Origin of the sequence: Streptomyces sp. NBC_00285 (assembly GCF_036174265.1) — a bacterium.
GTDB lineage: Bacteria > Actinomycetota > Actinomycetes > Streptomycetales > Streptomycetaceae > Streptomyces.
In genome coordinates this window covers 2339841-2365360 of sequence record NZ_CP108055.1, presented here as the reverse complement: position 1 = coordinate 2365360, position 25520 = coordinate 2339841, and the positions used below count along the sequence as shown (strand labels likewise).

Annotated in this window: 24 protein-coding genes; 16 read left to right on the top strand and 8 right to left on the bottom strand. The window is 70.8% G+C overall.

Translation table 11 applies throughout. The features are described 5' to 3' along the window. The first annotated feature begins 103 nt into the window (after positions 1-103). The 7 genes from OHT57_RS10785 (at position 104) to OHT57_RS10755 (ending at position 8700) form a co-directional block, all read left to right on the top strand. Positions 104-1528: a CitMHS family transporter gene (locus OHT57_RS10785; protein ID WP_328745912.1), complete on the top strand. Its 1425-nt coding sequence runs from the start codon at positions 104-106 to the stop codon at positions 1526-1528. Positions 1529-1550: 22 nt separating this feature from the next. Then, positions 1551-2789, top strand: coding sequence for an MFS transporter (locus tag OHT57_RS10780; protein WP_328753167.1), 1239 nt, complete (start codon positions 1551-1553; stop codon positions 2787-2789). 100 nt (positions 2790-2889) lie between these two features. After that, positions 2890-3549, top strand: coding sequence for a hypothetical protein (locus tag OHT57_RS10775; protein WP_328745911.1), 660 nt, complete (start codon positions 2890-2892; stop codon positions 3547-3549). Continuing rightward, positions 3536-4282: a class F sortase gene (locus OHT57_RS10770; protein ID WP_328745910.1), complete on the top strand. Its 747-nt coding sequence runs from the start codon at positions 3536-3538 to the stop codon at positions 4280-4282. Before OHT57_RS10775 ends, OHT57_RS10770 begins: the two co-directional genes overlap by 14 nt. Before the next feature lie 171 nt (positions 4283-4453). Next, complete coding sequence (locus OHT57_RS10765; RefSeq protein WP_328745909.1) at positions 4454-5791, top strand: ABC transporter ATP-binding protein; 1338 nt, start codon at positions 4454-4456, stop codon at positions 5789-5791. A gap of 429 nt (positions 5792-6220) precedes the next feature. Beyond that, positions 6221-7609, top strand: coding sequence for an aldehyde dehydrogenase family protein (locus tag OHT57_RS10760; protein ID WP_328745908.1), 1389 nt, complete (start codon positions 6221-6223; stop codon positions 7607-7609). An 11-nt stretch (positions 7610-7620) separates the two neighbouring features. Continuing rightward, positions 7621-8700, top strand: coding sequence for a Zn-dependent alcohol dehydrogenase (locus OHT57_RS10755; RefSeq protein ID WP_328745907.1), 1080 nt, complete (start codon positions 7621-7623; stop codon positions 8698-8700). A 64-nt stretch (positions 8701-8764) separates the two neighbouring features. Here the strand turns inward: OHT57_RS10755 and OHT57_RS10750 are convergent, their stop codons facing one another. The 3 genes from OHT57_RS10750 to OHT57_RS10740 all read right to left on the bottom strand — a co-directional run bounded on the left by OHT57_RS10750 (position 8765) and on the right by OHT57_RS10740 (position 11185). After that, positions 8765-9697, bottom strand: coding sequence for a DMT family transporter (locus OHT57_RS10750; protein WP_443053608.1), 933 nt, complete (start codon positions 9695-9697; stop codon positions 8765-8767). Positions 9698-9788: 91 nt separating this feature from the next. Further along, complete coding sequence (locus OHT57_RS10745; protein ID WP_328745904.1) at positions 9789-10508, bottom strand: ArsR/SmtB family transcription factor; 720 nt, start codon at positions 10506-10508, stop codon at positions 9789-9791. A gap of 35 nt (positions 10509-10543) precedes the next feature. Beyond that, positions 10544-11185 (bottom strand): TetR/AcrR family transcriptional regulator, encoded by a 642-nt coding sequence (locus tag OHT57_RS10740; protein WP_328745902.1) that lies wholly within the window; start codon positions 11183-11185, stop codon positions 10544-10546. A gap of 75 nt (positions 11186-11260) precedes the next feature. Between OHT57_RS10740 and OHT57_RS10735 the strand changes: the two genes are divergently transcribed. The 3 genes from OHT57_RS10735 (at position 11261) to OHT57_RS10725 (ending at position 13480) form a co-directional block, all read left to right on the top strand. After that, positions 11261-12415 (top strand): acyl-CoA dehydrogenase family protein, encoded by a 1155-nt coding sequence (locus tag OHT57_RS10735; RefSeq protein WP_328745901.1) that lies wholly within the window; start codon positions 11261-11263, stop codon positions 12413-12415. A gap of 59 nt (positions 12416-12474) precedes the next feature. Beyond that, on the top strand, positions 12475-12762 hold the full coding sequence (locus OHT57_RS10730) for a YiaA/YiaB family inner membrane protein (RefSeq protein ID WP_328745900.1): 288 nt from the start codon (positions 12475-12477) through the stop codon (positions 12760-12762). Between the two features lie 91 nt (positions 12763-12853). Next, positions 12854-13480 carry a TetR/AcrR family transcriptional regulator gene (locus OHT57_RS10725; protein WP_328745899.1) on the top strand — a complete coding sequence of 209 codons (627 nt, stop codon included), beginning with the start codon at positions 12854-12856 and terminating at the stop codon, positions 13478-13480. A gap of 4 nt (positions 13481-13484) precedes the next feature. Here OHT57_RS10725 and OHT57_RS10720 read toward each other — a convergent pair whose 3' ends face one another. Further along, positions 13485-13946, bottom strand: a complete 462-nt coding sequence (locus OHT57_RS10720; protein WP_328745898.1) for a MaoC family dehydratase — start codon at positions 13944-13946, stop codon at positions 13485-13487. 128 nt (positions 13947-14074) lie between these two features. On the opposite strand from OHT57_RS10720, the gene soxR reads away from it, so the two are divergent. Next, positions 14075-14542, top strand: coding sequence for a redox-sensitive transcriptional activator SoxR (gene soxR, locus OHT57_RS10715; RefSeq protein WP_328745897.1), 468 nt, complete (start codon positions 14075-14077; stop codon positions 14540-14542). A 145-nt stretch (positions 14543-14687) separates the two neighbouring features. Here the strand turns inward: soxR and OHT57_RS10710 are convergent, their stop codons facing one another. Then, entirely contained in the window at positions 14688-15410 is a 723-nt protein-coding gene (locus OHT57_RS10710) for a 3-keto-5-aminohexanoate cleavage protein (protein ID WP_328745896.1), read from the bottom strand. Positions 15411-15535: 125 nt separating this feature from the next. Beyond that, a complete protein-coding gene (locus tag OHT57_RS10705) occupies positions 15536-16138 on the bottom strand; it encodes a hypothetical protein (protein WP_328745895.1) in 603 nt (200 codons plus the stop codon). A gap of 233 nt (positions 16139-16371) precedes the next feature. Here OHT57_RS10705 and OHT57_RS10700 point away from each other — a divergent pair, with 233 nt between their 5' ends. After that, positions 16372-19152 (top strand): penicillin acylase family protein, encoded by a 2781-nt coding sequence (locus OHT57_RS10700; protein ID WP_328745894.1) that lies wholly within the window; start codon positions 16372-16374, stop codon positions 19150-19152. Between the two features lie 69 nt (positions 19153-19221). On the opposite strand, the gene OHT57_RS10695 is transcribed toward OHT57_RS10700, so the two are convergent. Further along, positions 19222-20394: a DUF1343 domain-containing protein gene (locus OHT57_RS10695; RefSeq protein WP_443053607.1), complete on the bottom strand. Its 1173-nt coding sequence runs from the start codon at positions 20392-20394 to the stop codon at positions 19222-19224. A gap of 91 nt (positions 20395-20485) precedes the next feature. Between OHT57_RS10695 and OHT57_RS10690 the strand changes: the two genes are divergently transcribed. Then, on the top strand, positions 20486-22117 hold the full coding sequence (locus OHT57_RS10690) for a transposase (RefSeq protein WP_328745892.1): 1632 nt from the start codon (positions 20486-20488) through the stop codon (positions 22115-22117). Here the strand turns inward: OHT57_RS10690 and OHT57_RS10685 are convergent. Beyond that, positions 22114-22293: a hypothetical protein gene (locus OHT57_RS10685; RefSeq protein ID WP_328745890.1), complete on the bottom strand. Its 180-nt coding sequence runs from the start codon at positions 22291-22293 to the stop codon at positions 22114-22116. The genes OHT57_RS10690 and OHT57_RS10685 overlap by 4 nt on opposite strands. 163 nt (positions 22294-22456) lie before the next feature. Between OHT57_RS10685 and OHT57_RS10680 the strand changes: the two genes are divergently transcribed. Genes OHT57_RS10680 through OHT57_RS10670 form a run of 3 tightly spaced genes read left to right on the top strand, consistent with a single transcriptional unit; the run spans position 22457 to position 25514 of the window. Next, positions 22457-23230 carry an SDR family oxidoreductase gene (locus OHT57_RS10680; RefSeq protein ID WP_328745889.1) on the top strand — a complete coding sequence of 258 codons (774 nt, stop codon included), beginning with the start codon at positions 22457-22459 and terminating at the stop codon, positions 23228-23230. Beyond that, positions 23227-24894, top strand: a complete 1668-nt coding sequence (locus OHT57_RS10675; protein ID WP_328745888.1) for a class I adenylate-forming enzyme family protein — start codon at positions 23227-23229, stop codon at positions 24892-24894. Before OHT57_RS10680 ends, OHT57_RS10675 begins: the two co-directional genes overlap by 4 nt. A gap of 26 nt (positions 24895-24920) precedes the next feature. Then, complete coding sequence (locus OHT57_RS10670) at positions 24921-25514, top strand: TetR/AcrR family transcriptional regulator (protein ID WP_328745887.1); 594 nt, start codon at positions 24921-24923, stop codon at positions 25512-25514. Positions 25515-25520 lie beyond the last annotated feature (6 nt).

Genomic DNA, 25520 nt, shown 5'->3' with positions numbered 1-25520 from the left:
TTGCTCGCACGTCAACGTCTTGTTAACGCCACTTGACGGGACCTAACGTCAACGCACCGCCGACTCTGGTGGGAGTTCAAGGGCGAACGTTAGGTATCCACTCATGTTGACCATCCTCGGCTTCGCCATGATCGCGACCTTCCTGGTCCTGATCATGATGAAGAAGATGTCGCCGATCGCGGCGCTCGTGCTGATCCCGGCACTCTTCTGTGTCTTCGTCGGGAAGGGCGCCAAGCTCGGTGACTACGTCATCGAAGGCGTCACCAGCCTCGCCCCCACCGCGGCGATGCTCATGTTCGCGATCGTCTACTTCGGTGTGATGATCGACGTCGGCCTCTTCGACCCGGTCGTCCGCGGCATCCTGAAGTTCGCCAAGGCCGACCCGATGCGGATCGTCGTCGGCACCGCGATCCTCGCCGCGATCGTCTCCCTCGACGGTGACGGCTCGACCACCTTCATGATCACCGTCTCCGCGATGTACCCGCTGTACAAGCGCATGAAGATGAGCCTGGTCGTGATGACCGGTGTCGCCGCCATGGCCAACGGCGTGATGAACACGCTGCCCTGGGGCGGCCCGACGGCCCGCGCCGCCACCGCGCTGAAGCTCGACGCCAGCGACATCTTCGTCCCCATGATCCCGGCCCTCGCCGTCGGTCTGCTGGGCGTCTTCGTCCTCTCGTACGTCCTCGGCATACGCGAGCGCAAGCGGCTCGGCACGCTGACGCTGGAGGAGGTCCTGGAGCCCGCGGAGTCCGAGACGGTCCTGGTGGGTGCCGGTACCGGCACGTCCGGCACGTCCGGCACATCCGGCACGGGCAAGAGCGCGGCGGGAACCGGCGGCACGGGCGCCTCTGACGCCGATGACGCCGCCGACGAACTGAGGCGCTTCCAGGTCCTGGACCCGAACCGGCCCACCCTGCGCCCCAGGCTGTACTGGTTCAACGCGCTGCTCACGGTCGTCCTGCTCACCTGCATGATCATGGAGTGGCTGCCGATCCCGGTGCTGTTCCTGCTCGGCGCCGCACTCGCGCTCACCGTGAACTTCCCGCACATCCCGGACCAGAAGGCCCGCCTGGCCGCCCACGCCGACAACGTCCTCAACGTCTCCGGCATGGTCTTCGCCGCCGCCGTCTTCACCGGCGTCCTGCAGGGCACCGGCATGGTCGACCACATGGCCCGCTGGATGGTCGACGTCATCCCCGAGGGCATGGGCCCGCACATGGCCCTCGTCACCGGCGTCCTGAGCCTTCCGCTCACCTACTTCATGTCCAACGACGGCTTCTACTTCGGTGTCCTCCCCGTCCTCGCCGAGGCCGGCGCGGCGCACGGCGTCACCCCGCTGGAGATGGCCCGCGCCTCGCTCGTCGGCCAGCCGCTGCACATGTCGAGCCCGCTCGTCCCGGCCGTCTACGTCCTGGTCGGCATGGCCAAGGTGGAGTTCGGCGACCACACCAAGTTCGTGGTCAAGTGGGCCGCGCTCACAAGCCTGATCATCCTCGGAGCAGGCATCCTCTTCGGAATCATCTGATCAGTCCGTGAACAACGTCATCATGAGGCCCGGTGGGAACCGCGGCTGGCTGCTTCGCCTCGTCATCGCCTTCAGCTTCGCGCAGGGGGCGGTGTCGATGGCCCGGCCCGCCGTCTCCTACCGGGCTCTGGCGCTGGGCGCCGACGAGCAGGCGGTCGGCGTCATCGCCGGCGTGTACGCCCTCCTGCCCCTCTTCGCCGCCGTACCCCTGGGCCGCCGCACGGACCACGGGCGTTGCGCGCCCCTGCTGCCGGTCGGAGTGGTCCTGATATCCGGCGGCTGCGCGCTGAGCGGCATCGCCGACTCCCTGTGGGCGATGGCCGTCTGGAGCGGGGTGATGGGCCTCGGGCACCTCTGTTTCGTGATCGGCGCCCAGTCGCTCGTCGCCCGGCAGTCCGCCCCGCACGAACAGGACCGCAACTTCGGCCACTTCACCATCGGTGCCTCCCTCGGCCAACTGGTCGGCCCGATCGCGGCGGGTGCGCTGATCGGCGGCTCCGACATGGCGGGCACCAGCGCGCTGGCGCTGCTCGTCGCGGGTGCGGGTGCGGCGGTCGCGTTCACCTCTCTGTGGCGGATCGAGCACCGCGAGACGGCCGCCAACTCTCTTGCCGGAGAAGGCGATCGTGTCTCCGTGCGGCACATCCTGCGGGCCCGGGGCGTGCCCGGAGGCATCTTCGTGAGCCTGTCCGTGCTGTCCGCCACCGACATCCTCACCGCGTACCTCCCGGTGGTCGGCGAACACCGGGGCATCGCCCCCTCGGTGATCGGCCTGCTGCTGAGCCTGCGCGCGGCCGCCACCATCGCCTGCCGTCTGGTACTGACTCCTCTGCTACGGCTGCTGGGGCGAGCGTTGCTCCTCACCGTGACGTGTCTGCTGGCGGCCGTGCTGTGCGCGGGCCTCGCGCTGCCGGTCCCGGTGTGGGCGCTGGCGGTCATGCTCGCCCTGCTGGGCTTCTGTCTGGGCGTCGGGCAGCCACTGTCCATGACGACGGTCGTCCAGGCCGCCCCGGACGGCGCCCGCTCCACCGCCCTGGCCCTGCGGCTGACCGGCAACCGCCTCGGTCAGGTCGCCGCACCGGCCACCGCGGGGCTGGTCGCCGGGGTGGTGGGCGTGGCGGCGCCGTTCGTGATGCTGGGGGCGTTGCTGCTGGTGTCCTCGGGGGTGGCGTTGCGGTCGTCGGGGCGCCCCGACGGGACCGAACCGGCCCCGGGGGAGCGGCCGATGCGCCCGCGATTGCGCCGCACGAGCGATATCTGACGGCGCGCCGGGCGTCGATGCGTCGACCGCTGCGCGCATCAAGGAGAGTTCTGCCGAACGAGCGATTTGTATGGAAATCGTCTGAATCGGAGGAGCGCGCATGCCCACCCTGACACTCCCACGTACCTTCCGCGTCCACGCGGGTGCCACCGTCGTCCTCACCGCCCTCGCGGCGGCCGGCGCGTCGTGGGTGGTGGCGCCGACCGCGTCGGCTGCAGGAGAGAACGGCGACATCAGGATCCATCACGTGGGCGTGCCGTTCGGCGTCTCGAAGGATGATTCCCGGGTCTGCAAGTTCTACCTGGATGCCGTCAACTTCGACGCCCTCACCACCATCAACTACACCATCACGCCACAGCCTCCGCTGCCCAGTGCCGCGACCGTCAGCGGCCTCGTCCAGATCGCGGGCGGCGCCGGCCACACCGAACCGCTGGGGGTGGCGGACGGGCAGCACAAGATCGCCTGGACCGTGGGGGGCGTCACCAAGGAGAAGGTCTTCCGCGTCAACTGCCACGAAGGCAAGCGCGACGCGGAGCGTCGGCCGGGCGACCGGATCGAGGACCAGCAGCGTGACGGCGCGGGTTGGGGCCAGAGCGACCACAACGGTCCGAAGGGAGGCGTGCACGCGGGCGGCGGCGGTCTCGTCGACACCGCGGCCGCGTTCGCGCCGGTGACCGCCGCGGGGGTCGTCGGCCTGGTGGCGGTCGGCGGCGTCGCGTACTTCCGGATGAACCGCCGTCGGCCCAATGGCGCCGCGTAGGCGCAGACGAAGGCCCTGGTACCGGACCCGCGCCTACCGACTCGCCAGGACGGCCCTGCTCACGGTCGTCCTGGTGACGGTAGGGGTTCGATGCGCGGGGGACGACAAGGCGACGGCACCGCAAGGGCCCGACGGTCAGGACACCGTGGCGGCCGGAGCCCCGGGCGCGGAGGCGGCCGGTGGGCCGACCCCCTCCGCCCGCCCTGCGCGCCGCCCTACGCGCACGCCCCCGCCCCGTCCGCTGCCCCGGTCCAGGCCGACGTCCTTCCGCATCCCGTCACTGGGTATCGGCGCTCCGATCACGGGTATCGCACTGATCAAGGGCAGGGAGCTGGCGACGCCACCGGTCGACAAGCCGAAGCTCGTGGGCTGGTACGAGGGCGGCCCCACGCCCGGAGAGTCCGGCACGGCGATCGCCGTGGGCCACCGCGACACCAGGACCGGCCCCGCCGTCTTCGCCGCGCTCGCCCAGGTGAAGCCCGGCAACGTGATCGAGGCGGGGCGGGCGGACGGACGCACCGCCGTCTACACGGTGGACCGGGTGAAGGTCTTCGACAAGGCAGGCTTCCCCGACAAGGAGGTCTACGGCCCGGTCCGGCGCCCGGAACTCCGCGTGATCACCTGCGGCGGATTCTTCAACCGGCGGACCGGGTACAGCAGCAACGTCGTCGTCTTCGCCCACCTCACGAAGACCCGTGGGCCGCAGCCGCTGAAGAGCGCCCCGGCCCACTGAATCCGACGGTCCGTTTTCTCGCCGCGTGGGCCGGTGCAACGATCCCGCCCAGTCTCTTCCCCCGGGTGCGCGCATTCCGTTAACTTCCGTGACTCACAGCCCCGTTCGAACCGCACGGGGTCTCTCGACCGCGGAGCACCAGCGCCTGATTCAGCCCTCGGGGGCACTGCCATGACACGCGCCATCTCGCTGCACGACGTGAGCAAGACCTACACACGAGGAACCCGGGTGGTGGACCGGCTCTCGCTGGACGTCAGGCCCGGCGAGTTCCTCGTCCTGCTCGGCCCCTCCGGCTGCGGCAAGTCCACCGTGCTGCGCATGATCGCCGGGCTGGAGGAGATCACCGAGGGGCAGCTCAGGCTCGACGGCGAGTTGGCCAACGACCTTCTGCCCTCCGAACGGCGGATGGCGATGGTGTTCCAGAACTTCGCCCTCTACCCGAACATGACGAGCCGGGGGAACATCGGTTTCCCGCTGCGCATCGAGGCCCCCGGCGAGGACCCTCGTTCACGCGTGGACGCCACCGCCCGCATGCTGGGCATAGAGGACATCCTCGACCGGTACCCGGGCCAGCTCTCCGGCGGTGAACGCCAGCGCGTGGCGATGGGCCGGGCCATCTCCCGCCACCCCTCCGCCTTCCTCATGGACGAGCCCCTGTCCAATCTCGACGCCAAGCTCCGTAACCACCTGCGCGCCGAAATCGTGGGCCTCACCCGCAAGTTGGGCGTCACCACGGTCTACGTCACCCACGACCAGGCCGAGGCCATGTCCCTCGGCGACCGGGTCGCCGTCCTGCGCGGCGGAGTCCTCCAGCAGATCGGCACCCCGCGCTCGGTGTACGCGCTGCCCCGCAACGTCTTCGTCGCCGCCTTCATCGGCACCCCGCGCATCAACCTGCTGCGCGGTCTGGTCCGGGCCCCGCTGGACGGCGCGATGACCATCAGCCTCGGCAAGCAGTACCTGCGGCTGCCCGAACCCCTGTGTCTGGACCACCAGTTGCTCCGTGTCCAGCAGGGCCGCGAGGTGATCGTCGGCCTGCGTTCGGAGGCGATCCGGATCGCCAAGCCCGCCTCCGCCCGCCCCGGGGAGATGCCGATCACCGGTCTGGTGGAGCATGTGGAGTTCCAGGGCCACGAGGTCCTCGTCCACTTCAACACCGGCTCCAGCCCCGCGTTCGTCCCCGACCTGGAGGCTCCCCGCCCCGCCGCGCGGCCGACCCGGCGCCGCCGCCGCGAGGGTACGGTCCTGGACCGCATCAGGGACCGTGCGGGCTCGCTGCGGGCCGGCCCGGTGGTCGTCATGGAGGACCCGCAGGACACCGCGCCCGAACCCGCTCTGTCCGACGGTCACCTCCCCGGCGACCTCGTCGTCCGCACCACCCCGGACATCGACCTGCGCCGCGGCATGCAGGTCCCCCTCCTCGTCGACATCTCCCACCTCTTCGTCTTCGACCAGCACGGCGAACGGATCTGCCCCTCCCCGGCACGGGTTCCGGATCTGGACGCGTGAGACGCCGGGCGAGTCGGCCCGGACGGGTGGGGGGAGGCCGGCCGAGCCGGTGCCGCGACGCGGGGAACCACCTGGACGCGCAGGGCATGCCCCGCCCGCCGCGCGGCGGGCGGCCGACTCGCGCCTGAACCGCCCGGCCGTCGCCGGTGCCACCCGTGCGCCCACCGCTGCGGTCGGAGCCGCCTGCCCCCGAGTGTCGGCGTCGGCAGCGGTGGTCCGGCGTGCAGGGGCCACGCGGCCACCCCGCCGTCAGGCCCGCCGGGCCCACGGGAATGCCGTCGCGCACGACACCGTGGGCAGGGTGTGCGACGCGTGCCGACCTCTGATGTCCTTGCAGGGTCAGGCCCCGCCCTGGCGCGCGAAAACTATCGCCGCTAGTTTATGAGGCCGGACGACGACACGTCACGGCCCAGCCCGGGAGGACGCACCATGAAGGCGCACGACGGTATGTACATCGACGGCGAGTGGCGCCCGGCCGCCGGACCGGACGTGATCGAGGTGGTGAACCCGGTCGACGAACAGGTCGTCGGCACCGTCCCGGCCGGCACCGCCGAGGACGTCGACACCGCCGTACGGGCCGCCCGCGCCGCCCTCCCGGCCTGGGCCGCGACCGCACCCGCCGAGCGGGCCGCCCGCCTGGCGGCCCTCCGGGACGTCCTGGCCGCCCGCAAGGACGAGATCGCCGAGACCGTCACCGCCGAACTCGGCTCGCCCCTGAAGTTCTCGCAGAACGTCCACGCCGCCGTGCCCATCGCGGTGGCGGCCTCCTACGCCGAGCTCGCGGCGACCCACCCCTTCGAAGAGAAGGTGGGCAACTCCACGGTCCACCAGGAGCCGATCGGCGTGGTCGGCGCGATCACGCCCTGGAACTACCCGCTGCACCAGATCGTCGCCAAGGTCGCCCCGGCCCTCGCCGCGGGCTGCACGGTCGTCCTCAAGCCCGCCGAGGACACCCCGCTGGTCGCGCAGCTCTTCGCCGAGGCGGTCCACGAGGCGGGCGTTCCGGCCGGAGTCTTCAACCTGGTCACCGGTCTCGGACCGGTCGCGGGGCAGGCGCTCGCCGAGCACCCGGACGTGGACCTGGTCTCCTTCACCGGCTCCACCGCGGTCGGACGGCAGATCGGCGCGAGTGCCGGTGCCGCACTGAAGAAGGTCGCCCTGGAACTCGGCGGCAAGTCCGCCAACGTCATCCTGCCGAGCGCCGACCTCGCCAAGGCGGTCAACGTCGGCGTCGCCAACGTGATGTCCAACTCCGGCCAGACATGCAGCGCCTGGACCCGGATGCTGGTGCACACCGAGCAGTACGACGAGGCCGTCGAACTCGCCGCCGCGGCCGCCGCGAAGTACGGCGAACGCATCGGACCGGTCGTCAACGCCAAGCAGCGGGCGCGGGTGCGCGGTTACATCGAGACAGGCGTGGCCGAGGGCGCCCGGCTGGTCGCCGGTGGCCCCGAATCCCCGCGTGAGCAGGGCTACTTCGTCAGCCCGACCGTCTTCGCCGACGTCACCCCGGACATGAGGATCGCGCAGGAGGAGATCTTCGGCCCGGTCCTGTCCGTCCTGCGCTACGAGGACGAGGAGGACGCCCTGCGCATCGCCAACGGCACGGTCTACGGCCTCGCCGGTGCCGTCTGGGCCGGTGACGAGTCGGAGGCGGTGGCCTTCGCCCGCCGGATGGACACCGGGCAGGTCGACATCAACGGCGGCCGCTTCAACCCCCTTGCCCCCTTCGGTGGTTACAAGCAGTCCGGGGTGGGCCGCGAGCTCGGCTCGCACGGGCTCGCCGAGTACCTCCAGACCAAGTCCCTGCAGTTCTGAGGAGCCGTCCCATGGTCCGTGCCGCCGTCCTTCCCGCCGTGGGCGCACCCCTGGAGATCACCGACATCGACCTTCCGGACCCCGGCCCCGGCCAGGTCCGCGTCCGGCTCGCCGCCGCCGGGGTCTGCCACTCCGACCTGTCCCTGTCCAACGGCACCATGCGCGTCCCCGTCCCGGCCGTCCTCGGCCACGAGGGCGCGGGCACGGTGGTCGCCGTGGGGGAGGGGGTCTCCGGGGTGGTGCCCGGCGCCGCGGTGATCCTCAACTGGGCTCCTTCCTGCGGGAGTTGCCACGCCTGTTCGCTCGGCGAGGTGTGGCTGTGCGCCAACGCGCTCACCGGTGCCGCCGACGTCTACGCCCGCACCGCGGACGGCACCGACCTCCACCCCGGCCTGAACGTCGCCGCGTTCGCCGAGGAGACGGTCGTCTCCGAGTCCTGCCTGCTACCCCTCCCCGAGGGCATCCCCCTCACGGACGCGGCCCTGTTGGGTTGCGCGGTCCTCACCGGATACGGCGCCGTCCACCACTCGGCGCGGGTCCGGAAGGGCGAGACGGTCGCCGTGTACGGCGTCGGGGGAGTGGGCCTCGCCGCACTCCAGGCGGCCCGCATCGCGGGAGCGTCGAAGATCGTCGCGGTCGATGTCTCCCCGGCGAAGGAGGAGTTGGCGCGCGCGGCCGGAGCCACCGACTACGTGATCGCCTCCGACCACACCGCCCGCGAGATCAGGGGCCTCACCGGCAAGCAGGGCGTCGACGTGGCCGTGGAGTGCGTGGGCCGCGCGACGACCATCCGCACCGCCTGGGACTCCACCCGCCGCGGCGGCCGTACGACGGTCGTCGGTATCGGCGGCAAGGACCAGCAGGTCACCTTCAACGCCCTGGAGATCTTCCACTGGGGCCGCACCCTCGCGGGCTGTGTCTACGGCAACTCGAACCCGGCCGAGGACCTGCCGGTGCTCGCCGAGCACGTGCGGGCGGGCCGGCTGGATCTCGGGTCGCTGGTCACGGAACGGATCGCGCTGGACGGGATCCCGGCGGCGTTCGACAACATGCTGGCGGGGAAGGGCGGCAGGGCGCTGGTGGTGTTCTGAGCGGCGGGTCGCCCGGGGCCCCGCCTCAGGCTCCGGGCAACCCTCGCGCTCGGGCGGGTCTCGTTCACGCGGCGTCCGAGGCCTTCTCGGGCCGCGGCTCCGAGGGCGTCGTCGGGGCCGCGGCCGGGCGCCGCGCACGGGACACCGCCACACCCGCGAGACACAGCACCCCTCCCGCGAGCGTGAACAGGCCCGGAACCTCGCCCAGGGCCAGCCAGGACATCAGGACGACCAGGGCGGGGACCGCGTACGTGGTCGCGCCCATGCGACTGGCGGTCGTACGGGCGAGGGCGTACGCCCAGGTGGTGAACGCCAGGGCGGTCGGGAAGACGCCCAGGTAGACCATGTTGAGCGTCGCCGAGGCCGGGGCGTCGGCCGCGTCCGACACCAGCCGGCCGGCGAACGGGAGGCAGACCACGGCGCCCACCAGGCATCCGAACGTGGTCACCTGCAAGGGGCTCGCCGAGTCGAGCGCGGGCTTCTGGGCGACGACTCCGCCGGCGTAGGCGACCGCGGCCAGCAGGCACAGCACCACACCGAGGACCGAGGAGCCGCCCTCGCCGGACATCGACAGGCCCACGGTGACCGCGCCCGCGAAGGACACCGCCATGCCCGCCAGCAGCCGGGGCGGCATCGCGTCCCTGAGCAGACGGGCACCGAGCAGCGCGATCAGGATCGGGCCGATGTTCACGACCAGGGCGGCGGTGCCCGCGTCCACCTGTTGCTCACCCCAGTTCAGGACGACCATGTAGAAGCCGAACCAGAGGACTCCGGAGACCGCGATGCCGCGCCAGGCCGGGCGAGGTGGCCATCCCACCCGCCGTATGAGGCACATCGCGCCCAGGGCCAGTACGCCGGAGAGAAGCCGCCCAAGGGCCAGCGCGCCCGGCGAGTACGCGGCGCCCGCGCTCCGGATCGAGACGAACGCCGAGGCCCACAGGACGACGGTGACGGTGGCTGCCGCGGCGGCGAGGAGTTCGGTACGGCGGGGGTTCATCATGCTCCTGAGGTTAGGAAGGCAGGCGTTCGAAAGCTCGCGGATTTCGGACAGGCCGTCTGCCGCCGGCTGTGGCTCCCCGAAGGGGCGTTCAGCGCAGCGCCGGTCCAGGTATGCCCAGCAGCTCCGACAGCGCCTGTTCGCCTGCTGCCGTGACTTTCACCGCCCGCTCCGAGCCGATGCGCATGCACCAGCCCTCGGCAAGGACATGCCGGCACAGGGCCGCTCCGGCCACTCCCGCCAGATGCGGGCGGCGCTCCGTCCAGTCGAGACAGGCCCGGGCCAGGGGGCGGCGGGTCCCGTGGTCGAGGGAGATGCCGGTGGCCCCGAACCAGGCGAGACCCGCGTCCGTGAGGGCGAACCCCGTGTCCTGTCGCAGAAGTTGACGCGCCGTCAGGGCCTCGGTCACGGCGATTCCCAAGCGGCCCGCCAGGTGGTCGTAGCAGGTGCGGCCCCTGGCCATCGCCGAGCCGGCACTCGACTCCCTCAGGTTCCGCGGGCGTTGGACCGGGTCCGGGGAGACCTGCGCCGCCAGGTCCTCGATCAGGTGGGCCACCCGCGCGTCGGTCAGCCGCACATAGCGATGGCGGCCCTGCCGCTCCTCCGTCAGCAGTCCGCCCGCGACCAGCTTGCCCAGGTGCTCGCTCAGCGTCGACGCGGCGACTCCGGCGTGGCGGGCCAGCTCGCCCGCCGTCCAGGCCCGGCCGTCGAGGAGGGCCAGCAGACAGGTGGCCCGGGTCTCGTCGGCGATCAGGGCGGCGAGCCTCGCCAGCCGCGACGCCTGCGGGTCTTGGGTCATGGGATCCAGCATGCGCCCCGAACGGTTCGGTCACCGCCGAAGTGTCGTCACACCGGCTGGCGCACCTGCTCGTACTGCTGCGCCAGCCCGTCCAGCAGCGCCCGGAGTCCCGTCTCGAACGCCCGCTCGTCGATCTTCTCCTGCCGCTCGGCGAGGAGGTGGGCCTGGCCCAGGTGGGGATAGTCGGCCGGGTCGTAGGCGCTCGCGTCGTCCACGAAGCCCCCCGCGAAGGAACCGAGCGCCGAGCCCATGATGAAGTACCGCATCAGCGCGCCGATGGACGTGGCCTGCGCCGGCGGCCAGCCCGCGTCGACCATCGCGCCGTAGACGGCGTCTGCGAGGCGCAGTCCCGCGGGGCGGCGGCCGGGGCCCTGGGCCAGCACCGGGACGATGTTCGGATGGTCGCGCAGAGCGCTGCGGTAGGAGAGGGCCCAGTCGTGCAGCGAGGTCCGCCAGTCGCGGTCGCCCTCGAACAGCGACAGGTCGACCTGGGTGCTCACCGAGTCGGCGACCGCCTCCAGGATCTCGTCCTTCGTGCGGAAGTGGTTGTAGAGCGACGGGCCGCTGACGCCGAGTTCCGCCGCCAGCCTGCGCGTGGACAGGGCAGCCAGGCCCTCCGCGTCCACGAGCGCGCGTGCCGTCTCGACGATCCGGTCGGTGCTGAGGAGGGGCTTGCGCGGTCGGGCCATGGCCCACATAGTAGGGCTGCGGAACAGAAACTAGCAGTGCTAATTTAACGGTACTCTCTCAAGTGAGGTGATCTCGTGGTCCACCTGGGACTCAGCGAGGAGCAGACCGCCGTCCGCCAACTCGCCAGGGACTTCGTGGACCGTGAGATCGCCCCCCACGTGATCGCCTGGGACCGCGCGGAGGAGGTGGACCGCGCGATCGTCAAGAAGCTCGGCGAGGTCGGCTTCCTCGGGCTGACGATCGACGAGGAGTACGGCGGCTCGGGCGGCGACCACCTCGCGTACTGCCTGGTCACCGAGGAGCTCGGGCGCGGTGACTCCTCCGTGCGCGGGATCGTGTCCGTCTCGCTCGGCCTGGTCGCCAAGACCATCGCCGCCCGGGGCGACGAGGAGCAGAAGCGGCGCTGGCTGCCGGGGCTGACCTCCGGCGAGTACGTCGGCTGCTTCGGCCTCACCGAGCCGGGCACCGGTTCCGACGCGGGCAACCTCACCACCCGAGCCGTACGCGACGGCGACGACTACGTCATCGACGGCACCAAGATGTTCATCACGAACGGGACCTGGGCCGACGTGGTCCTGCTGTTCGCCCGGTCGACGGACGCTCCCGGCCACAAGGGCGTCTCCGCCTTCCTCGTCCCGGCCGACACCCCCGGCCTCAGCCGCCGCACCATCCACGGCAAGCTCGGCCTGCGCGGGCAGGCCACCGCCGAACTGGTCCTGGAGGGGGTGCGCGTGCCCGCCTCCGCGATGCTAGGCGAGGAGGGCAAGGGCTTCTCCGTCGCCATGTCCGCGCTGGCCAAGGGGCGGATGTCGGTGGCGGCGGGCTGTGTCGGCATCGCTCAGGCCGCCCTGGACGCGGCCGTCCGATACGCCGGTGAGCGCGAGCAGTTCGGCAAGCCGATCGCGGGTCACCAGCTGGTCCAGGAACTCATCAGTGACATCGCCGTCGATGTGGACGCGGCCCGGTTGCTGACCTGGCGGGTCGCCGACCTGATCGACCGCGGACTGCCCTTCACCGTCGAGTCCTCCAAGGCCAAGCTCTTCGCCTCGGAGGCCGCCGTACGCGCCGCGAACAACGCCCTGCAGGTCTTCGGCGGCTACGGCTACATCGACGAGTACCCGGCGGGCAAACTGCTGCGCGACGCCCGCGTGATGACGCTCTACGAGGGCACGAGCCAGATCCAGAAGCTGGTCATCGGGCGGGCGTTGACGGGCGTCTCGGCCTTCTGAGTACCCGTCTGAGTATCCGGACGGATGTGACCGGGACCGTGGTCGTCGAGACTCGGGCCATGAGTGAGACACCGGTCAAGCAGCAGAACACGGCCGCCTTCTACGGCCAGGCCGTCGCGTCCTTCGCCGTGGCCATGACCGCCACGGCCGTCGGGATCTACCGACTGCACGCCGATGCCTGGGTGCGCGGCTTCCTCGCGATCGCCGTCCTGTACCTCGTCACCTCCGCCTTCACGCTGGCCAAGGTGATCCGGGACCGTCAGGAAGCCGGCCAGATCGTCAGCCGCGTCGACCAGGCCCGCCTGGAGAAACTGCTCGCCGAACACGACCCCTTCGAGAAGCTCTGACCTGGCCCGTTCCCAGGCCGAGCGGGGTGGCTAAGCGCTCGCTCAGGTTCGGCGGTATGGTGGTGTCTCCGACAGTGGAGAGGGGCGTGCGATGACTACGGCGGAGGAGACGGCCGGCGGCGAGACGTCGGCGTGGGGCGAGGTCACGCCCGACGCGGCGCGGCGGCTGCTCGTCGCCGCGGTGGAGGCGTTCGCCGAGCGCGGCTACCACGCCACCACGACCCGGGACATCGCGGGCCGGGCCGGTATGAGTCCCGCCGCGCTCTACATCCACTACAAGACCAAGGAAGAGCTGCTCCACCGCATCAGCCGGATCGGCCACGAGAAGGCACTGGAGATCCTCCAGGTCGCGGCCCGCCGCGAGGGCACCGCGGCCGAGCGGCTCGCGGCCGCCGTGAGCTCCTTCGTCCGCTGGCACGCCGGCGGCCGTACCACCGCCCGGGTCGTCCAGTACGAACTGGACTCGCTGGGCCCCGACGCCCGCGCCGAGATCCTCGCGCTGCGCCGGCAGTGCGACGCCGAGGTGCGCGGGATCATCGAGGACGGCGTGGCCTCCGGCGAGTTCGACGTGCTGGACGTCAGGGGGACCACCATCGCCGTCATGTCGCTCTGTGTCGACGTGGCCCGCTGGTTCAACCTCGACGGCCCCTGGACGCCCGACGAGGTCGGCGCACTGGACGCCGACCTCGTACTGCGGATGGTGGGCGCGGCGACGTAGCCGCTCAGAGGTAGTAGCGGGAGACCGACTCCGCCACGCACACCGGCTTGTCGCCGCCCTCGCGTTCCACGCTGAAGGCGACGGTGACCTGGACGCCGCCCGCCACGTCGTCGACGCCGGTGATCCGCGCGGTCGCCCGCAGCCGTGAACCCACAGGCACGGGCGCGGGGAAACGCACCTTGTTCGTCCCGTAGTTGACGCCCATCTTCACGTTCTCGACCTTGATCAGCTGCGGCCCGAAGAGCGGCAGCAGGGAGAGGGTGAGATAGCCGTGCGCGATGGTGGTGCCGAAGGGGCCCGTGGCGGCCTTCTCCGGGTCGACGTGGATCCACTGGTGATCGCCCGTGGCCTCCGCGAACAGGTCGATGCGCTTCTGGTCGACCTCCAGCCAGTCGGTGTGTCCCAGCTGTTCGCCCACCGCCGCCTTCAGGTCGTCGGCGCCCGTGAAGATCCTCGGCTCTGCCATGTCCCGCCTCCTCGCCACATCATGTCTAAGCGACTGCTTAGCATGGTCGGCCGCGGGGCCCGTGTCAACGGACCGCGGGGGTGACCGGCCCGCTGATCGCGGAAGGCGGCGTGGGTAGGGTTCGAGGGGTGCCCCAGATTCCCGAGAAGATCCATGAGCTCACTGTCGGCCAGCTCGCCGCCCGCAGCGGCGCCGCCGTCTCCGCCCTGCACTTCTACGAGTCCAAGGGCCTGATCGGCAGTCGCCGCACCACGGGCAACCAGCGCCGCTACTCCCGCGACGCACTGCGCCGGGTCGCGTTCGTCCGGGCCGCGCAGCGCGTCGGCATCCCGCTGGCCACGATCCGTGAGGCCCTTTCCGAACTCCCCGAGGAACGCACCCCCACGCGCGAGGACTGGGCCCGCCTCTCCGAGGTCTGGCGCTCCGAACTCGACGAGCGCATCAAGCAGTTGAACCGCCTCCGCGACCATCTCACCGACTGCATCGGCTGCGGCTGTCTCTCCCTGGACACCTGCGTCCTGTCCAACCCGGACGACGTCGTCGGAGACCGGCTGACGGGCTCACGCCTGTTGGCGGAACGGCCGCGCAGCCGATAGGGCGACGTACGCAGGGAGCGATCACGGGTCGGGAACAGGTCGCTGTCGGGGGAGCGGGTCCTGGGCCGGCCGTACACGCCCCGCCCGTCTCCGCGCCCCGGAGTGGGCCCGACCTGGCGATATGCGTCGGGCTCCTGAACCTGCCCTACGACGAGCGCCGGGCCCATCCGTGCTGGACCAGCCCCTCGGTCACCAACTGGGCGTTGGACAGGGCCCGTTGGCCGTCGGGCAGCAGCAGGGTGTCCTCCAGGCCGATCCGGGTCGCCAGCCCGAGCCGCCCTGCCAGCCGCAGCACCGGCCAGGCGCCGCCGTCCTCGCCGTGCAGCAGCACAGCGCGGCCGTGCGCGGCGCCGAGCGTGGTGAGAAGCGTGCGCGCCGATGCCTCCGGCGCCGTCGTGTCCGTCACCTCCGCCAGAACCCGCAATACCCTCGGTCCGAGCGGGGACACGGCGAACCGCTCCGCCGCGTCCGTCCCCGACCAGATGCCGGCCTCCACGCCGACCCCCAGGCCGATCAGTGCGGCGGCCACCTCCTCGGCGCCCGGCTCGTGCCAGTTGACCGAGGCGTGATCGGGAAGCACGCTCCAGTCCCGGACGCGGGCGAGCCGGGCCGCGGGGTCCCGTACGGTCCAGGCGCCGGTGGTCACGCCGACCGGGACCGACACGCGTGCCCGGATCGCCTCCAGCGTCACCGCGAGCACGCGCGGCGACAAGGTGTCCTGCCCGCACGGCGTCTTGGGGTGGACATGGATGTCCACGGCGCCCGCCGCGACGGCGTCGGCCGCCGACTGCGCCATGGTCTCGGGAGTGAGCGGCACCGCCGTACCGTCGGCGGCTCCGCGCGGACCGTTCAGACACACCTGCACCATTCCCCCATGGTGCCGGTCGGCACTGACAGGTCGATCCGGAGGGATCGGCCGGACAGCGGCCTGGCGGATCGAACCGGACAAAAAGGGGTGCGGCATCCCCGGCGCACCCCGGCGCGCCACTCGCTCTAGGCCGGCACCAGCAGCCGTCCGCGCCTGGCGTCCGCCAGGGCTTCGGGCGTGAGTACGGGCCGCGGGACCAGGATTCCGCATTCCGTGCAGACCGGACCCGTCGAGGGTTCGTGGTCCAGTTCGTACTTCCAGGCGAGCCGGTCCCCGTCGCACGCCGGGCACACCGCGCCCGGTTCGCGTTCCAGTGCGGAGATCAGCCGGCGCAGCACCTCGGCCAGCGATTCATCGGGGTGGACCCGGGGGTCGTCGCACCATGCGACACCGAAGCCGCCCCAGGTCAGCCGGTGCCAGTCGTCCACAGTGCCGGGCCTGCGCAACCCGTCGTGCTTCTCCTTCTTGCGTCGCTCGGCGAACTCCACCTCGTAGGCCAGCCAGACCGAACGCGCGTCCTCCAACTCCTCCAGTGCGGCCACGAGCCGCGCCGGGTCGGGGGAGCGGTCCTCGGGACCGAATCCTGCTCGGGAGCACAAATGGTCCCAGGTCGCCCTGTGCCCGTAAGGAGCGAACCGCTCAAGGCACTTGCGCAGCGAATAGCGCCGAAGCGCCAGATCGCACCGCGGGTCTCGCACCTGTCTCGCCAGACTCCGGAAACCGGCCATCGCCCTGCACCTCCGTCACACCTGCACCTGTACTTCGGTCAACTTCGGCGTCGCCGTACGGACTTCGTACGGCGTTGCCGAATAGACGTATCGACAGGCGATTTGGCTCCATCCGATTTCCGATGCCCCCCATAAGCCCACGCACCCCTGCCAAAACTTGACGCATGTTCATCTTCACTACCGGGGATACCGGCGGTAACGTCCCGGCACACCCCCCGTCGGTTGGAGCTGCCATGCCACGGCGCACCTCGCGCACCCTCCTTGACAGACTGAGAACTCCCGGCAGACTCTCCGGGTTCCTGAAGTCGGCATCCGTATGCGTCCTGGTTGCCGCTCTTTTGTCCCCGCTCGCCCAGACGACAGCCACGGCGGCGGCCTCCAACGACTACTGCGGCGGACAGTGCTCCGACATCCTGCCGCCCGGTGAGAACGGCAACGCGACCCTCGCGCAGGTCCTCCTCAACCAGGCCTTCGGCACCCAGCCCGACCACGCCGAGGACCAGCTCGGCCCCTACGCCAACCTGGCCAAGGGCTACTCCACGCTCACCAATTCCACGATCAACACGTTCTTCAACGACGCGTCGTTCGGGGTCGCGTCCGATCAAGTCGCCTCCACCGAGAAGCCCGCGAACCGCACCGACGTGACGATCGTCCGCGACAAGAAGACGGGCGTACCGCACATCACCGGTACCACCAGATACGGCACGGAGTTCGGCGCGGGCTATGCCGCGGCTGAGGACCGGCTGTGGCTGATGGACGTCTTCCGGCACGTGGGGCGCGGTCAGCTGACCTCCTTCGCCGGCGGTGCCGCCTCCAACCAGGGCCTTGAACAGCAGTTCTGGCGCGACGCGCCCTACAGCGAGGCGGATCTGCAGGCGCAGATCGACAACGCCGTCGCCACCAACGGCGCCCGCGGCCAGCAGGCCCTCGCCGACGCCAACGCCTACCTCTCCGGCATCAACTCCTACATCGACGCCTCCGACAGCGGCCGCTACTTCCCCGGCGAGTACGTGCTGACCGGCCACAAGGACTCCGTCACCAACGCCGGCACGATCGACCACTTCAAGATCACCGACCTGGTCGCGCTGGCCTCCGTCATCGGCGCCCTGTTCGGCTCCGGGGGCGGCGGCGAGGTCAACAACGCGATCTCGCTGATGGCCGCCCAGCAGCAGTACGGCGTGGCGAAGGGCACCGAGGTCTGGGAGTCCTTCCGCGAGCGCAACGACCCCGAGGCCGCCCTCACCGTCCACAACGGCGAGAGCTTCCCCTACGCCACCAAGCCCGCCGCCCCGCAGGGCGAGGCGCTGCCCGACGCCGGTTCGGTGAGCACCGTGCCACTGGTCTACGACGCCTCGGGCACCGGCGCCGACCAGAGTGCGAGCGCGGCCTCCGCCACGGCCACCGCGAACGCCCTCACCTCGGCCAAGCGCGGCATGTCCAACGCCCTCGTCGTCAGCGGGAAGTACACCGCCAGCGGCCACCCGGTCGCCGTCTTCGGCCCGCAGACCGGCTACTTCGCACCCCAGCTGCTCATGCTCCAGGAGATCCAGGGCCCGGGCATCAGCGCCCGCGGCGCGTCCTTCGCGGGCCTGAGCATGTACGTCGAGCTGGGCCGCGGCCAGGACTACGCGTGGTCCGCCACGACCTCCGGCCAGGACATCATCGACAGCTACGCCGTCGAGCTGTGCCAGGACGACTACCACTACCTGTACCACGGCACCTGCACGGCCATGGACATGATCGAGCAGAAGAACACCTGGGCCCCGACCACGGCCGACAGCACCGCCGCCGGGTCGTACACGATGCGGGTCTATCGCACGAAATACGGTCCGGTCGAATACCGGGCGACCGTCGGCGGCAAGAAGGTCGCCTACACGACCCTGCGCTCCTCCTACATGCACGAGGCCGACTCGATCATCGGCTTCCAGATGCTGAACGACCCGGACTACGTCAAGAGCCCGCAGACCTTCCAGAGTGCGGCGCAGCACATCAACTACACCTTCAACTGGTTCTACGCCGACTCCACGCACACCGCGTACTACAACAGCGGCAACAACCCGGTGCGCGCGGCCGGTGTCGACGCCGAGTTCCCGGTGTGGGCGCAGGCGGCGTACGAGTGGAAGAACTGGGACCCGGCAACCAACACCGCCGACTACACCCCGGCCTCCGCGCACCCCAACTCCATCGACCAGGACTACTACATCTCCTGGAACAACAAGCAGGCGCTCGACTACTCGGCGGCCTCCTGGGGCGACGGGTCCGTGCACCGCGGCAACCTTCTCGAGGACCGGGTGAAGAAACTGGTCGCCGCGGGCGGGGTCACAAGGGCCGCGCTCGTCAAGGCCATGGCGGACGCGTCCCTGACCGACCTGCGCGCCGAGGACGTGCTCCCGGACCTGCTGAAGGTGGTCAACAGCTCCACGGTCACCGACTCCACGGCAGCGGCCGCGGTCACCAAACTCCAGGCGTGGCTGACCGCGGGCGGCAAACGCACCGAGACGTCGGCGGGCTCGAAGAAGTACGCCGACGCCGACGCGGTCCGCATCCTCGACGCGTGGTGGCCACTGCTGGTGCAGGCGGAGTTCTCCCCGGGTCTCGGCAGCAACCTGTACACCGCCCTCACGGCCAACCTGTCAGTCGACGAGTCCCCGTCGGCCGCACACGGTCCCACCGGCGCCCACGCGGGCAGTTCCTTCCAGTTCGGCTGGTGGAGCTACGTCGACAAGGACATGCGCTCGGTGCTCGGTGAGTCGGTGAAGGGCCCGCTGGCGAACACGTACTGCGGCGGCGGCAGCCTCAGCGCCTGCCGGGACATCCTGATCAGCACCCTGAAGACCGCGTCCGGCAAGACCGCGGCCCAGGTCTACCCCGGCGACACCCTGTGCTCGGCGGGCGACCAGTGGTGCGCCGACTCGATCGTCCAGCGCACCCTGGGAGGCATCAAGCACTACAACATCAGCTGGCAGAACCGTCCGACCTTCCAGCAGGTGGTGGAGTTCACCACGCACCGGTAGGCGTACGGCGGTGCGGCGGCGGGTCAGTGCACACGGCCCGCCGCCGGCGGAAGGGCCGCACGTCGTGGGTCATCGGTACAGGAGGTAGTTCTTCCGGATCCGGCGGAACGCCGCCAGTTCCTCCCGCCAGCCGGCCACGACCTCGTCGGTGCCCGCACCGCCGTCGATCATCGTGCGCACGAGGGTGGAGCCGGTGAGCCTGTCGATCCAGTTGTCCGGGCGCCAACCGAAGCCGGACCAGGTCCTCTTGGCGGTCACCAGAAGGGCGACGCCGGTGCGGACGGGGTCGTACGCGGGTCTGTCGTGCACATGGATCTGGATGCCGCCCACGGTCCTCCCCTGGAACTTGGAGAAGGTCGGCGCGAAGTAGGCCTCCCTGAAGTGCACGCCGGGCAGGCCCAGTTCGTTCGCGGCGTCGGCCCAGCGGCCGTCGATGCCCTCGGCGCCCAGCAGTTCGAAGGGGCGGGTGGTACCGCGCCCCTCGGAGAGGTTCGTGCCTTCGAAGAGACAGGTGCCCGCGTACACGAGTGCGGTGTCGGGGGTCGGCATGTTCGGGCTCGGGGGGACCCAGGGGAGGTTCCAGGCGTCGTAGAACTCGGAGCGTCTCCAGCCCGTCATCAGGACGGTGTCCAGGGGGACGGGGGAGTTGAGGAACTCGCCGTTGAAGAGGCGGGCCAGTTCCGCGACGGTCATACCGTGCGCCTGGGAGATGGGCTGTCTGCCCACGAAGGTCGCGAACTCCCTGTGCAGGACGGGGCCGCGGGCCTCACGGCCGGTGACGGGGTTCGGGCGGTCCAGGACGACGAAGCGTTTGCCGGCGAGCCGGGCCGCCTCCATGCAGTCGTACAGGGTCCAGATGTAGGTGTAGAAGCGCGCGCCCACGTCCTGGATGTCGAAGACGACCGTGTCCACGCCGGAGGCGGTGAAGACGTCGGCGAGGGGAGGGCCGCTCTTGAGGTACGTGTCGTAGACGGGCAGGCCGGTGGCCGGGTCGTCGTAACGGCCCTCGGAACCACCTGCCTGGGCGGTGCCGCGGAAGCCGTGCTCGGGGCCGAAGACAGCGGTGAGGCGCACCCTTTCGTCGGCGTGCATGACGTCGACGATGTGGCGTACGTCGCGGGTGACGCCGGTGGGGTTTGGAGCTGCTGCCGTTGGAGTGCGTTCAAGAGGGTTTGGGTGAGCGGGAGTGAGAGCTGTTGGTCTGTCTTGTGTCACGCGCCTCGGTGGTGGTGTCGGTTTCAGTGGGGAACTGGCGTTCTCGCATCGAATGCGTGACCTTCATGGGAGGCGCTCGTTTCCCCTGGCGACGGGATCTTCGGGCGGGGGTGACAGGGTGGGTGAACTGAGGAGTCTCGCTGCGCCGTTCGTTGCGTCCGGTCCCAGCGGTGTGGCCGTCCGGACCCGCCTCAGGGAGCTGACACCCGACGACGAGATGGTGCTGCGGCTGGTGGGCGGGCATCTGGGGTCGCTGGCCTCGAAGGATCTCAAGGCTCGTTGCCGGGACGGCCTTTCGTATTCCGGTCAGGCGTGGGCGGTGCGTAAGCGGGAGCTGACGCCTCTGTCGTCGTCGCGGTGGGCGGGCAGTATCACCAAGGCCACGCACGACCAGTGGGCGCTGGCCCGCCGTGGCCAGTGGGCGCACCTGCAGCACCTGGAAGCGGGCATCCGCACCATCGAGAACCGGCTGTCCCAGCCGGTCGGGCAGAAGGGGACGAAGAAGGCGCCCGGGGGGTACCGATCGGCGCGGGAGTGGCATGCGAAGTCCCGGCGGCTGCGGGTGCTTGAGGACCGGCTGACGGCAGCGCGGGCCGACCGTGAGGCCGGCATCGTGCACGTCGTACGCGGCGGCAAGCGTCTGGCCCGTACCCGCCACCACCTGGAGGCGGCCCACCTGACTGGGTCCGCGTGGCGTGGGCGGTGGGAGGCGGAGCGCTGGTTCTGCCAGGCGGACGGTGAGTCCGGCAAGCGCTACGGCAACGAGACGATCCGCATCAGCCCCGACGGTGAGGCGAGCATCAAACTCCCCGCCCCGCTCACCCATCTGGCGAATGCCCCGCACGGACGGTATGTCCTGGCCTGCCGGGTCGCGTTCGCGCACCGGGGCACCGAGTGGGCGGATCGCGTCGCGGCCAACCGGGCGATCGCCTACCGCATCCACTACGACGCCGACCGGGACCGCTGGTACCTGACGGCCGCCTGGCAGCTGTCGCCCACCCCCACCGTCCCGATCGAGGCCGCGGTCACGCACGGCGTGATCGGCGTCGACATGAACGCCGACCACCTGGCCGCCTGGCGCCTCGACACCCACGGCAACCCGACCGGAGCCCCGCGCCGCTTCTTCTACGACCTGACCGGCACCGCGCCCCATCGTGACGCCCAGGTCCGCCACGCCCTGACCCGCCTGCTGCACTGGGCCCGCGCTTGTGGGGTGCAGGCGATCGCGGTGGAGGATCTGGACTTCGGCGCGGAGAAGACCCGGGAGAAGCATGGGCGTAGGAAACGCTTCCGGCAGCTGATCTCCGGCCTGCCCACCGGTCAGCTCCGCGCCCGGCTGGCGTCGATGGCCGACGCCACGGGTATCGCGGTCATCGCCGTCGATCCGGCCTACACCTCGAAGTGGGGCGCCCAGCACTGGCAGAAGCCCCTCGCTACGACGACTCGTAAGACCACTCGCCATGAGGCTGCTGCCGTGGCGATCGGAAGGCGCGCCCAGGGACACTCGATCCGGCGACGGACGGCACCGCCCCCTGCTCACCGGAGTGATGAGCAGGGGCATCGGACCGTCCAGGCTGATCGGCGTGTTCCCGGGCGTGAGGGAACCCGCCCCCGCATCCCCGGACCACGGACGCGATCCGTGAGCGCCGGACGCGGAGCGAACGCGGGCAACCAGAACGCCCAACACCGTCCGGGGCGTTCGGCCGAGCATGAGACCTGGCAACAGGACTCACTCCCGCTCAGTCCCTAGGAACGGTTGGTGACGACTCCGACCTTCTGGCCGTGCAGGGCTGCGTAGCCAGATGCGGCCAGGTTCTCGAAGCCGGTCCGCCTGCGGCTGGGCTGGGCGGCGGAAGCCGGTGGGGTCGAGGTGAGTGACGCTGCTGCCGTTGTCGCTGCGAGGAGGGCTCGTCTGGATAGGCGCATGTGGTGCACGGTAGGGGCTCCCGCGGGTTGTGGGGAGGGTGCCGGTAGGACGTGGCTGGTCGCGCAGTTCCCCGCGCCCCTGGGTAGGTTTCGCTCACCCTTTCCATGAACATACCGACCGGTTAGTCTGGGCCTGCAGTCGAGCCGTAGTCGAAGGAGACCGATGGTGGAAGCCCTGCACGATGCCGGAGTGGTTGTCACCGGAGCGGGAGGTGGCATCGGGGCTGCGCTTGCGCGGCGGTTCGCCGCTGAAGGGGCCCGGGTCGTCGTCAACGACCTGGATGCCGGACGGGCCAAGGCCGTGGCCGAGGAGATCGGCGGGATCGCCGTCGCCGGGGACGCCTCCGACGTGGTCTCCGACGCTCGCGACGCCCTGAACGGTGTCGTCGACGTCTACTGCGCCAACGCCGGTGTCGCCTTCGGAGGCGGGAACGCCGACGAGCCGCTCGACGAGAACGCCTGGGCGGCCTCCTGGGACGTCAACGTCATGGCCCACGTGAGGGCCGCCCACGCGCTGCTGCCCGGGTGGCTGGAGCGGGGGAGCGGGCGGTTCGTGTCCACGGTGTCCGCCGCCGGGCTGCTGACCATGATCGGGGCCGCCCCCTACGCCGTCACCAAGCACGGGGCGCTCGCGTTCGCCGAGTACCTGTCGCTCACCTACCGCCACCGCGGGATCAAGGTGCACGCGATCTGTCCGCAGGGCGTGCGCACCGACATGCTGGCCGCCACCGGCAGCGCCGGGGACCTGGTCCTCAAGCCGACCGCAGTGGAACCGGAGGACGTGGCCGAGGCGCTGTTCCGGGGGATCGAGGAGGACCGCTTCCTGATCCTGCCGCACCCCGAGGTCGCCGCGTACTACCAGGCGCGGGCCACCGACCCCGACCGATGGCTGGCCGGCATGAACCACATCCAGCAGAAGTGGGAGGAGACGCGGTGACCGACTCCCGATACGCGGCCAAGCCCTGGCTGGGACTGCTCAGCGAGGCCCAGCGTGGCCCGATCGAACCCGCCGACTCGCTGGTGCACGCCCTTCGCCGGGCCGTCGCCGAGGAGCCCGAGCGGCCCTTCCTGGCCTACTTCGACGGCCGGCTCAGCTATCGCGAGGTCGACGAGCTCAGTGACTCCGTCGCCGGGCACCTCGCGGCCCGTGGACTGGAACCCGGGGACCGGGTGGCGGTCCTGCTGCAGAACTCGCCGCACTTCGTCGTCGCGCTGCTCGGTGCCTGGAAGGCGGGCGCCACCGTGGTGCCGGTCAACCCCATGTACAAGTCGGGGGAGGTACGGCATGTGCTGCGGGACGGCGAGGCGGTCGCGCTGATCTGCTCCGACCGGGCCTGGGAGTCGTATCTGCGCGAGACGGCCGCCGACTCGACGGTGCGGATCGTGCTCACCGGGTGCGAGCTGGACTTCCAGACCCGCGGGGACGCACGCGTGCTCGGCTTCGAGCGGCAGCCGCGGGCCGAGGACGCCGACGATCTGACCGAGGTCGCCCGCGCCGGGCACAAGGCGCCGGACGGCCGCGATCCCGGGCCCGCCGACATCGCGCTGATCAGCTACACCTCGGGCACCAGCGGCACCCCCAAGGGCGCCACCAACACGCACGGCAACATCATGTACAACGCCGAGCGGCAGCGGACCGGTCTCCTGCTGCCCGAGGCCCCCGTGTACTTCGCGATGGCGCCGCTGTTCCACATCACCGGGATGGTCTGCGAGCTCGGGGCGTGTCTGAACAGCGTGGGCACGCTCGTGCTGGCGTACCGCTTCGAGGCGGGCGTGGTCCTGGAGGCCTTCGCCGAGCACCGGCCGCACTACACGGTCGGCCCCTCGACCGCGTTCATGGCGCTGGCCGCGCACCCGGACGTCACCCGCGAGCACTTCTCGTCGTTCGTCAACATCTCCTCGGGCGGGGCACCGCTGCCGCCCGCCCTGGTGGAGAAGTTCCGGGCCGGCTTCGGGCCGTACATCCGCAACGGCTACGGGCTGACCGAGTGCACCGCGCCCTGCGCCTCCGTGCCGCCGGAGCGGGAGGCGCCCGTCGACCCGGTGTCCGGGACGCTGGCCGTGGGCGTGCCGGGGCCCGACACGGTCGTACGGATCGTCGACGACAGCGGCGTCGAGGTGCCCTTCGGGGAGCAGGGCGAGATCGTCGTGCGCGGGCCCCAGGTCGTGCCCGGCTACTGGCGGCGGCCCGACGCGACCGCCGAGACCTTCCCGGACGGCGAACTGCGCACGGGCGACATCGGGTTCATGGACCCCGAGGGCTGGCTGTACGTCGTCGACCGCAAGAAGGACATGATCAACGCGTCCGGCTTCAAGGTGTGGCCGCGCGAGGTCGAGGACGTGCTGTACACCCATCCGGCGGTGCGCGAGGCGGCCGTCGTCGGGGTGCCCGACGGGTACCGCGGAGAGACCGTCAAGGCGTACATCAGCCTCCGTCCGGGTGCCGAAACCGACCCCGATGCGCTCGCCGCCTACTGCAAGGAGAGACTGGCGGCTTACAAATACCCGCGGCAGGTGGAGATCCTGCCCGACTTGCCGAAGACGGCCAGTGGGAAGATCCTCCGTCGGGAACTCCGTTCCCCACCGCAGAACAGCGCATGACCTCACGGAAAGCAGGTGGCGGCACAGTGCCCAGGACGACGGACGGAGACGGTACGCCCGTCCCGCAGCGGCTGCTGGCCGCCGCCACCCGGCTCTTCGCCGAACAGGGCTACGACCGCACCTCCGTGCAGGAGATCGTCGAGGCGGCCGGCGTCACCAAGGGAGCGCTGTACCACTACTTCGGTTCCAAGGACGACCTCCTGCACGAGGTGTACGCGCGCGTGCTGCGCGTCCAGCAGGAGCGCCTCGACGCGCTCGCGAACGCAGACGAGCCGATCGAGAAGCGCGTGCGGGCGGCGGCCGCCGACGTCGTCGTCACCACGATCGACAACCTCGACGACGCGATGATCTTCTTCCGGTCCATGCACCACCTCAGCCCGGAGAAGAACAAGCAGGTGCGCGCCGAGCGGCGGAAGTACCATGAGCGGTTCCGTGCGCTCATCGAGGAGGGCCAGGACGCGGGCGTCTTCTCCAAGGCGACCCCGGCCGACCTCGTCGTGGACTACCACTTCGGCTCCGTCCACCACCTGTCGACCTGGTACCGCCCGGACGGACCCATGAGCCCGCAGCAGGTCGCCGACCACCTGGCCGACCTGCTGCTGAGGGCCCTGCGGCCGTAACGTCCG

Bases quoted from the DNA above. Each gene is read 5' to 3' on its own strand.
- OHT57_RS10785 (WP_328745912.1), top strand. From the start codon at position 104: ATGTTGACCATCCTCGGCTTCGCCATGATCGCGACCTTCCTGGTCCTG.
- OHT57_RS10780 (WP_328753167.1), top strand. From the start codon at position 1,551: ATGAGGCCCGGTGGGAACCGCGGCTGGCTGCTTCGCCTCGTCATCGCC.
- OHT57_RS10775 (WP_328745911.1), top strand. From the start codon at position 2,890: ATGCCCACCCTGACACTCCCACGTACCTTCCGCGTCCACGCGGGTGCC.
- OHT57_RS10770 (WP_328745910.1), top strand. From the start codon at position 3,536: ATGGCGCCGCGTAGGCGCAGACGAAGGCCCTGGTACCGGACCCGCGCC.
- OHT57_RS10765 (WP_328745909.1), top strand. From the start codon at position 4,454: ATGACACGCGCCATCTCGCTGCACGACGTGAGCAAGACCTACACACGA.
- OHT57_RS10760 (WP_328745908.1), top strand. From the start codon at position 6,221: ATGAAGGCGCACGACGGTATGTACATCGACGGCGAGTGGCGCCCGGCC.
- OHT57_RS10755 (WP_328745907.1), top strand. From the start codon at position 7,621: ATGGTCCGTGCCGCCGTCCTTCCCGCCGTGGGCGCACCCCTGGAGATC.
- OHT57_RS10750 (WP_443053608.1), bottom strand. From the start codon at position 9,697: ATGAACCCCCGCCGTACCGAACTCCTCGCCGCCGCGGCAGCCACCGTC.
- OHT57_RS10745 (WP_328745904.1), bottom strand. From the start codon at position 10,508: ATGCTGGATCCCATGACCCAAGACCCGCAGGCGTCGCGGCTGGCGAGG.
- OHT57_RS10740 (WP_328745902.1), bottom strand. From the start codon at position 11,185: ATGGCCCGACCGCGCAAGCCCCTCCTCAGCACCGACCGGATCGTCGAG.
- OHT57_RS10730 (WP_328745900.1), top strand. From the start codon at position 12,475: ATGAGTGAGACACCGGTCAAGCAGCAGAACACGGCCGCCTTCTACGGC.
- OHT57_RS10725 (WP_328745899.1), top strand. From the start codon at position 12,854: ATGACTACGGCGGAGGAGACGGCCGGCGGCGAGACGTCGGCGTGGGGC.
- OHT57_RS10720 (WP_328745898.1), bottom strand. From the start codon at position 13,946: ATGGCAGAGCCGAGGATCTTCACGGGCGCCGACGACCTGAAGGCGGCG.
- OHT57_RS10710 (WP_328745896.1), bottom strand. From the start codon at position 15,410: ATGGTGCAGGTGTGTCTGAACGGTCCGCGCGGAGCCGCCGACGGTACG.
- OHT57_RS10705 (WP_328745895.1), bottom strand. From the start codon at position 16,138: ATGGCCGGTTTCCGGAGTCTGGCGAGACAGGTGCGAGACCCGCGGTGC.
- OHT57_RS10700 (WP_328745894.1), top strand. From the start codon at position 16,372: ATGCCACGGCGCACCTCGCGCACCCTCCTTGACAGACTGAGAACTCCC.
- OHT57_RS10685 (WP_328745890.1), bottom strand. From the start codon at position 22,293: ATGCGCCTATCCAGACGAGCCCTCCTCGCAGCGACAACGGCAGCAGCG.
- OHT57_RS10680 (WP_328745889.1), top strand. From the start codon at position 22,457: ATGGTGGAAGCCCTGCACGATGCCGGAGTGGTTGTCACCGGAGCGGGA.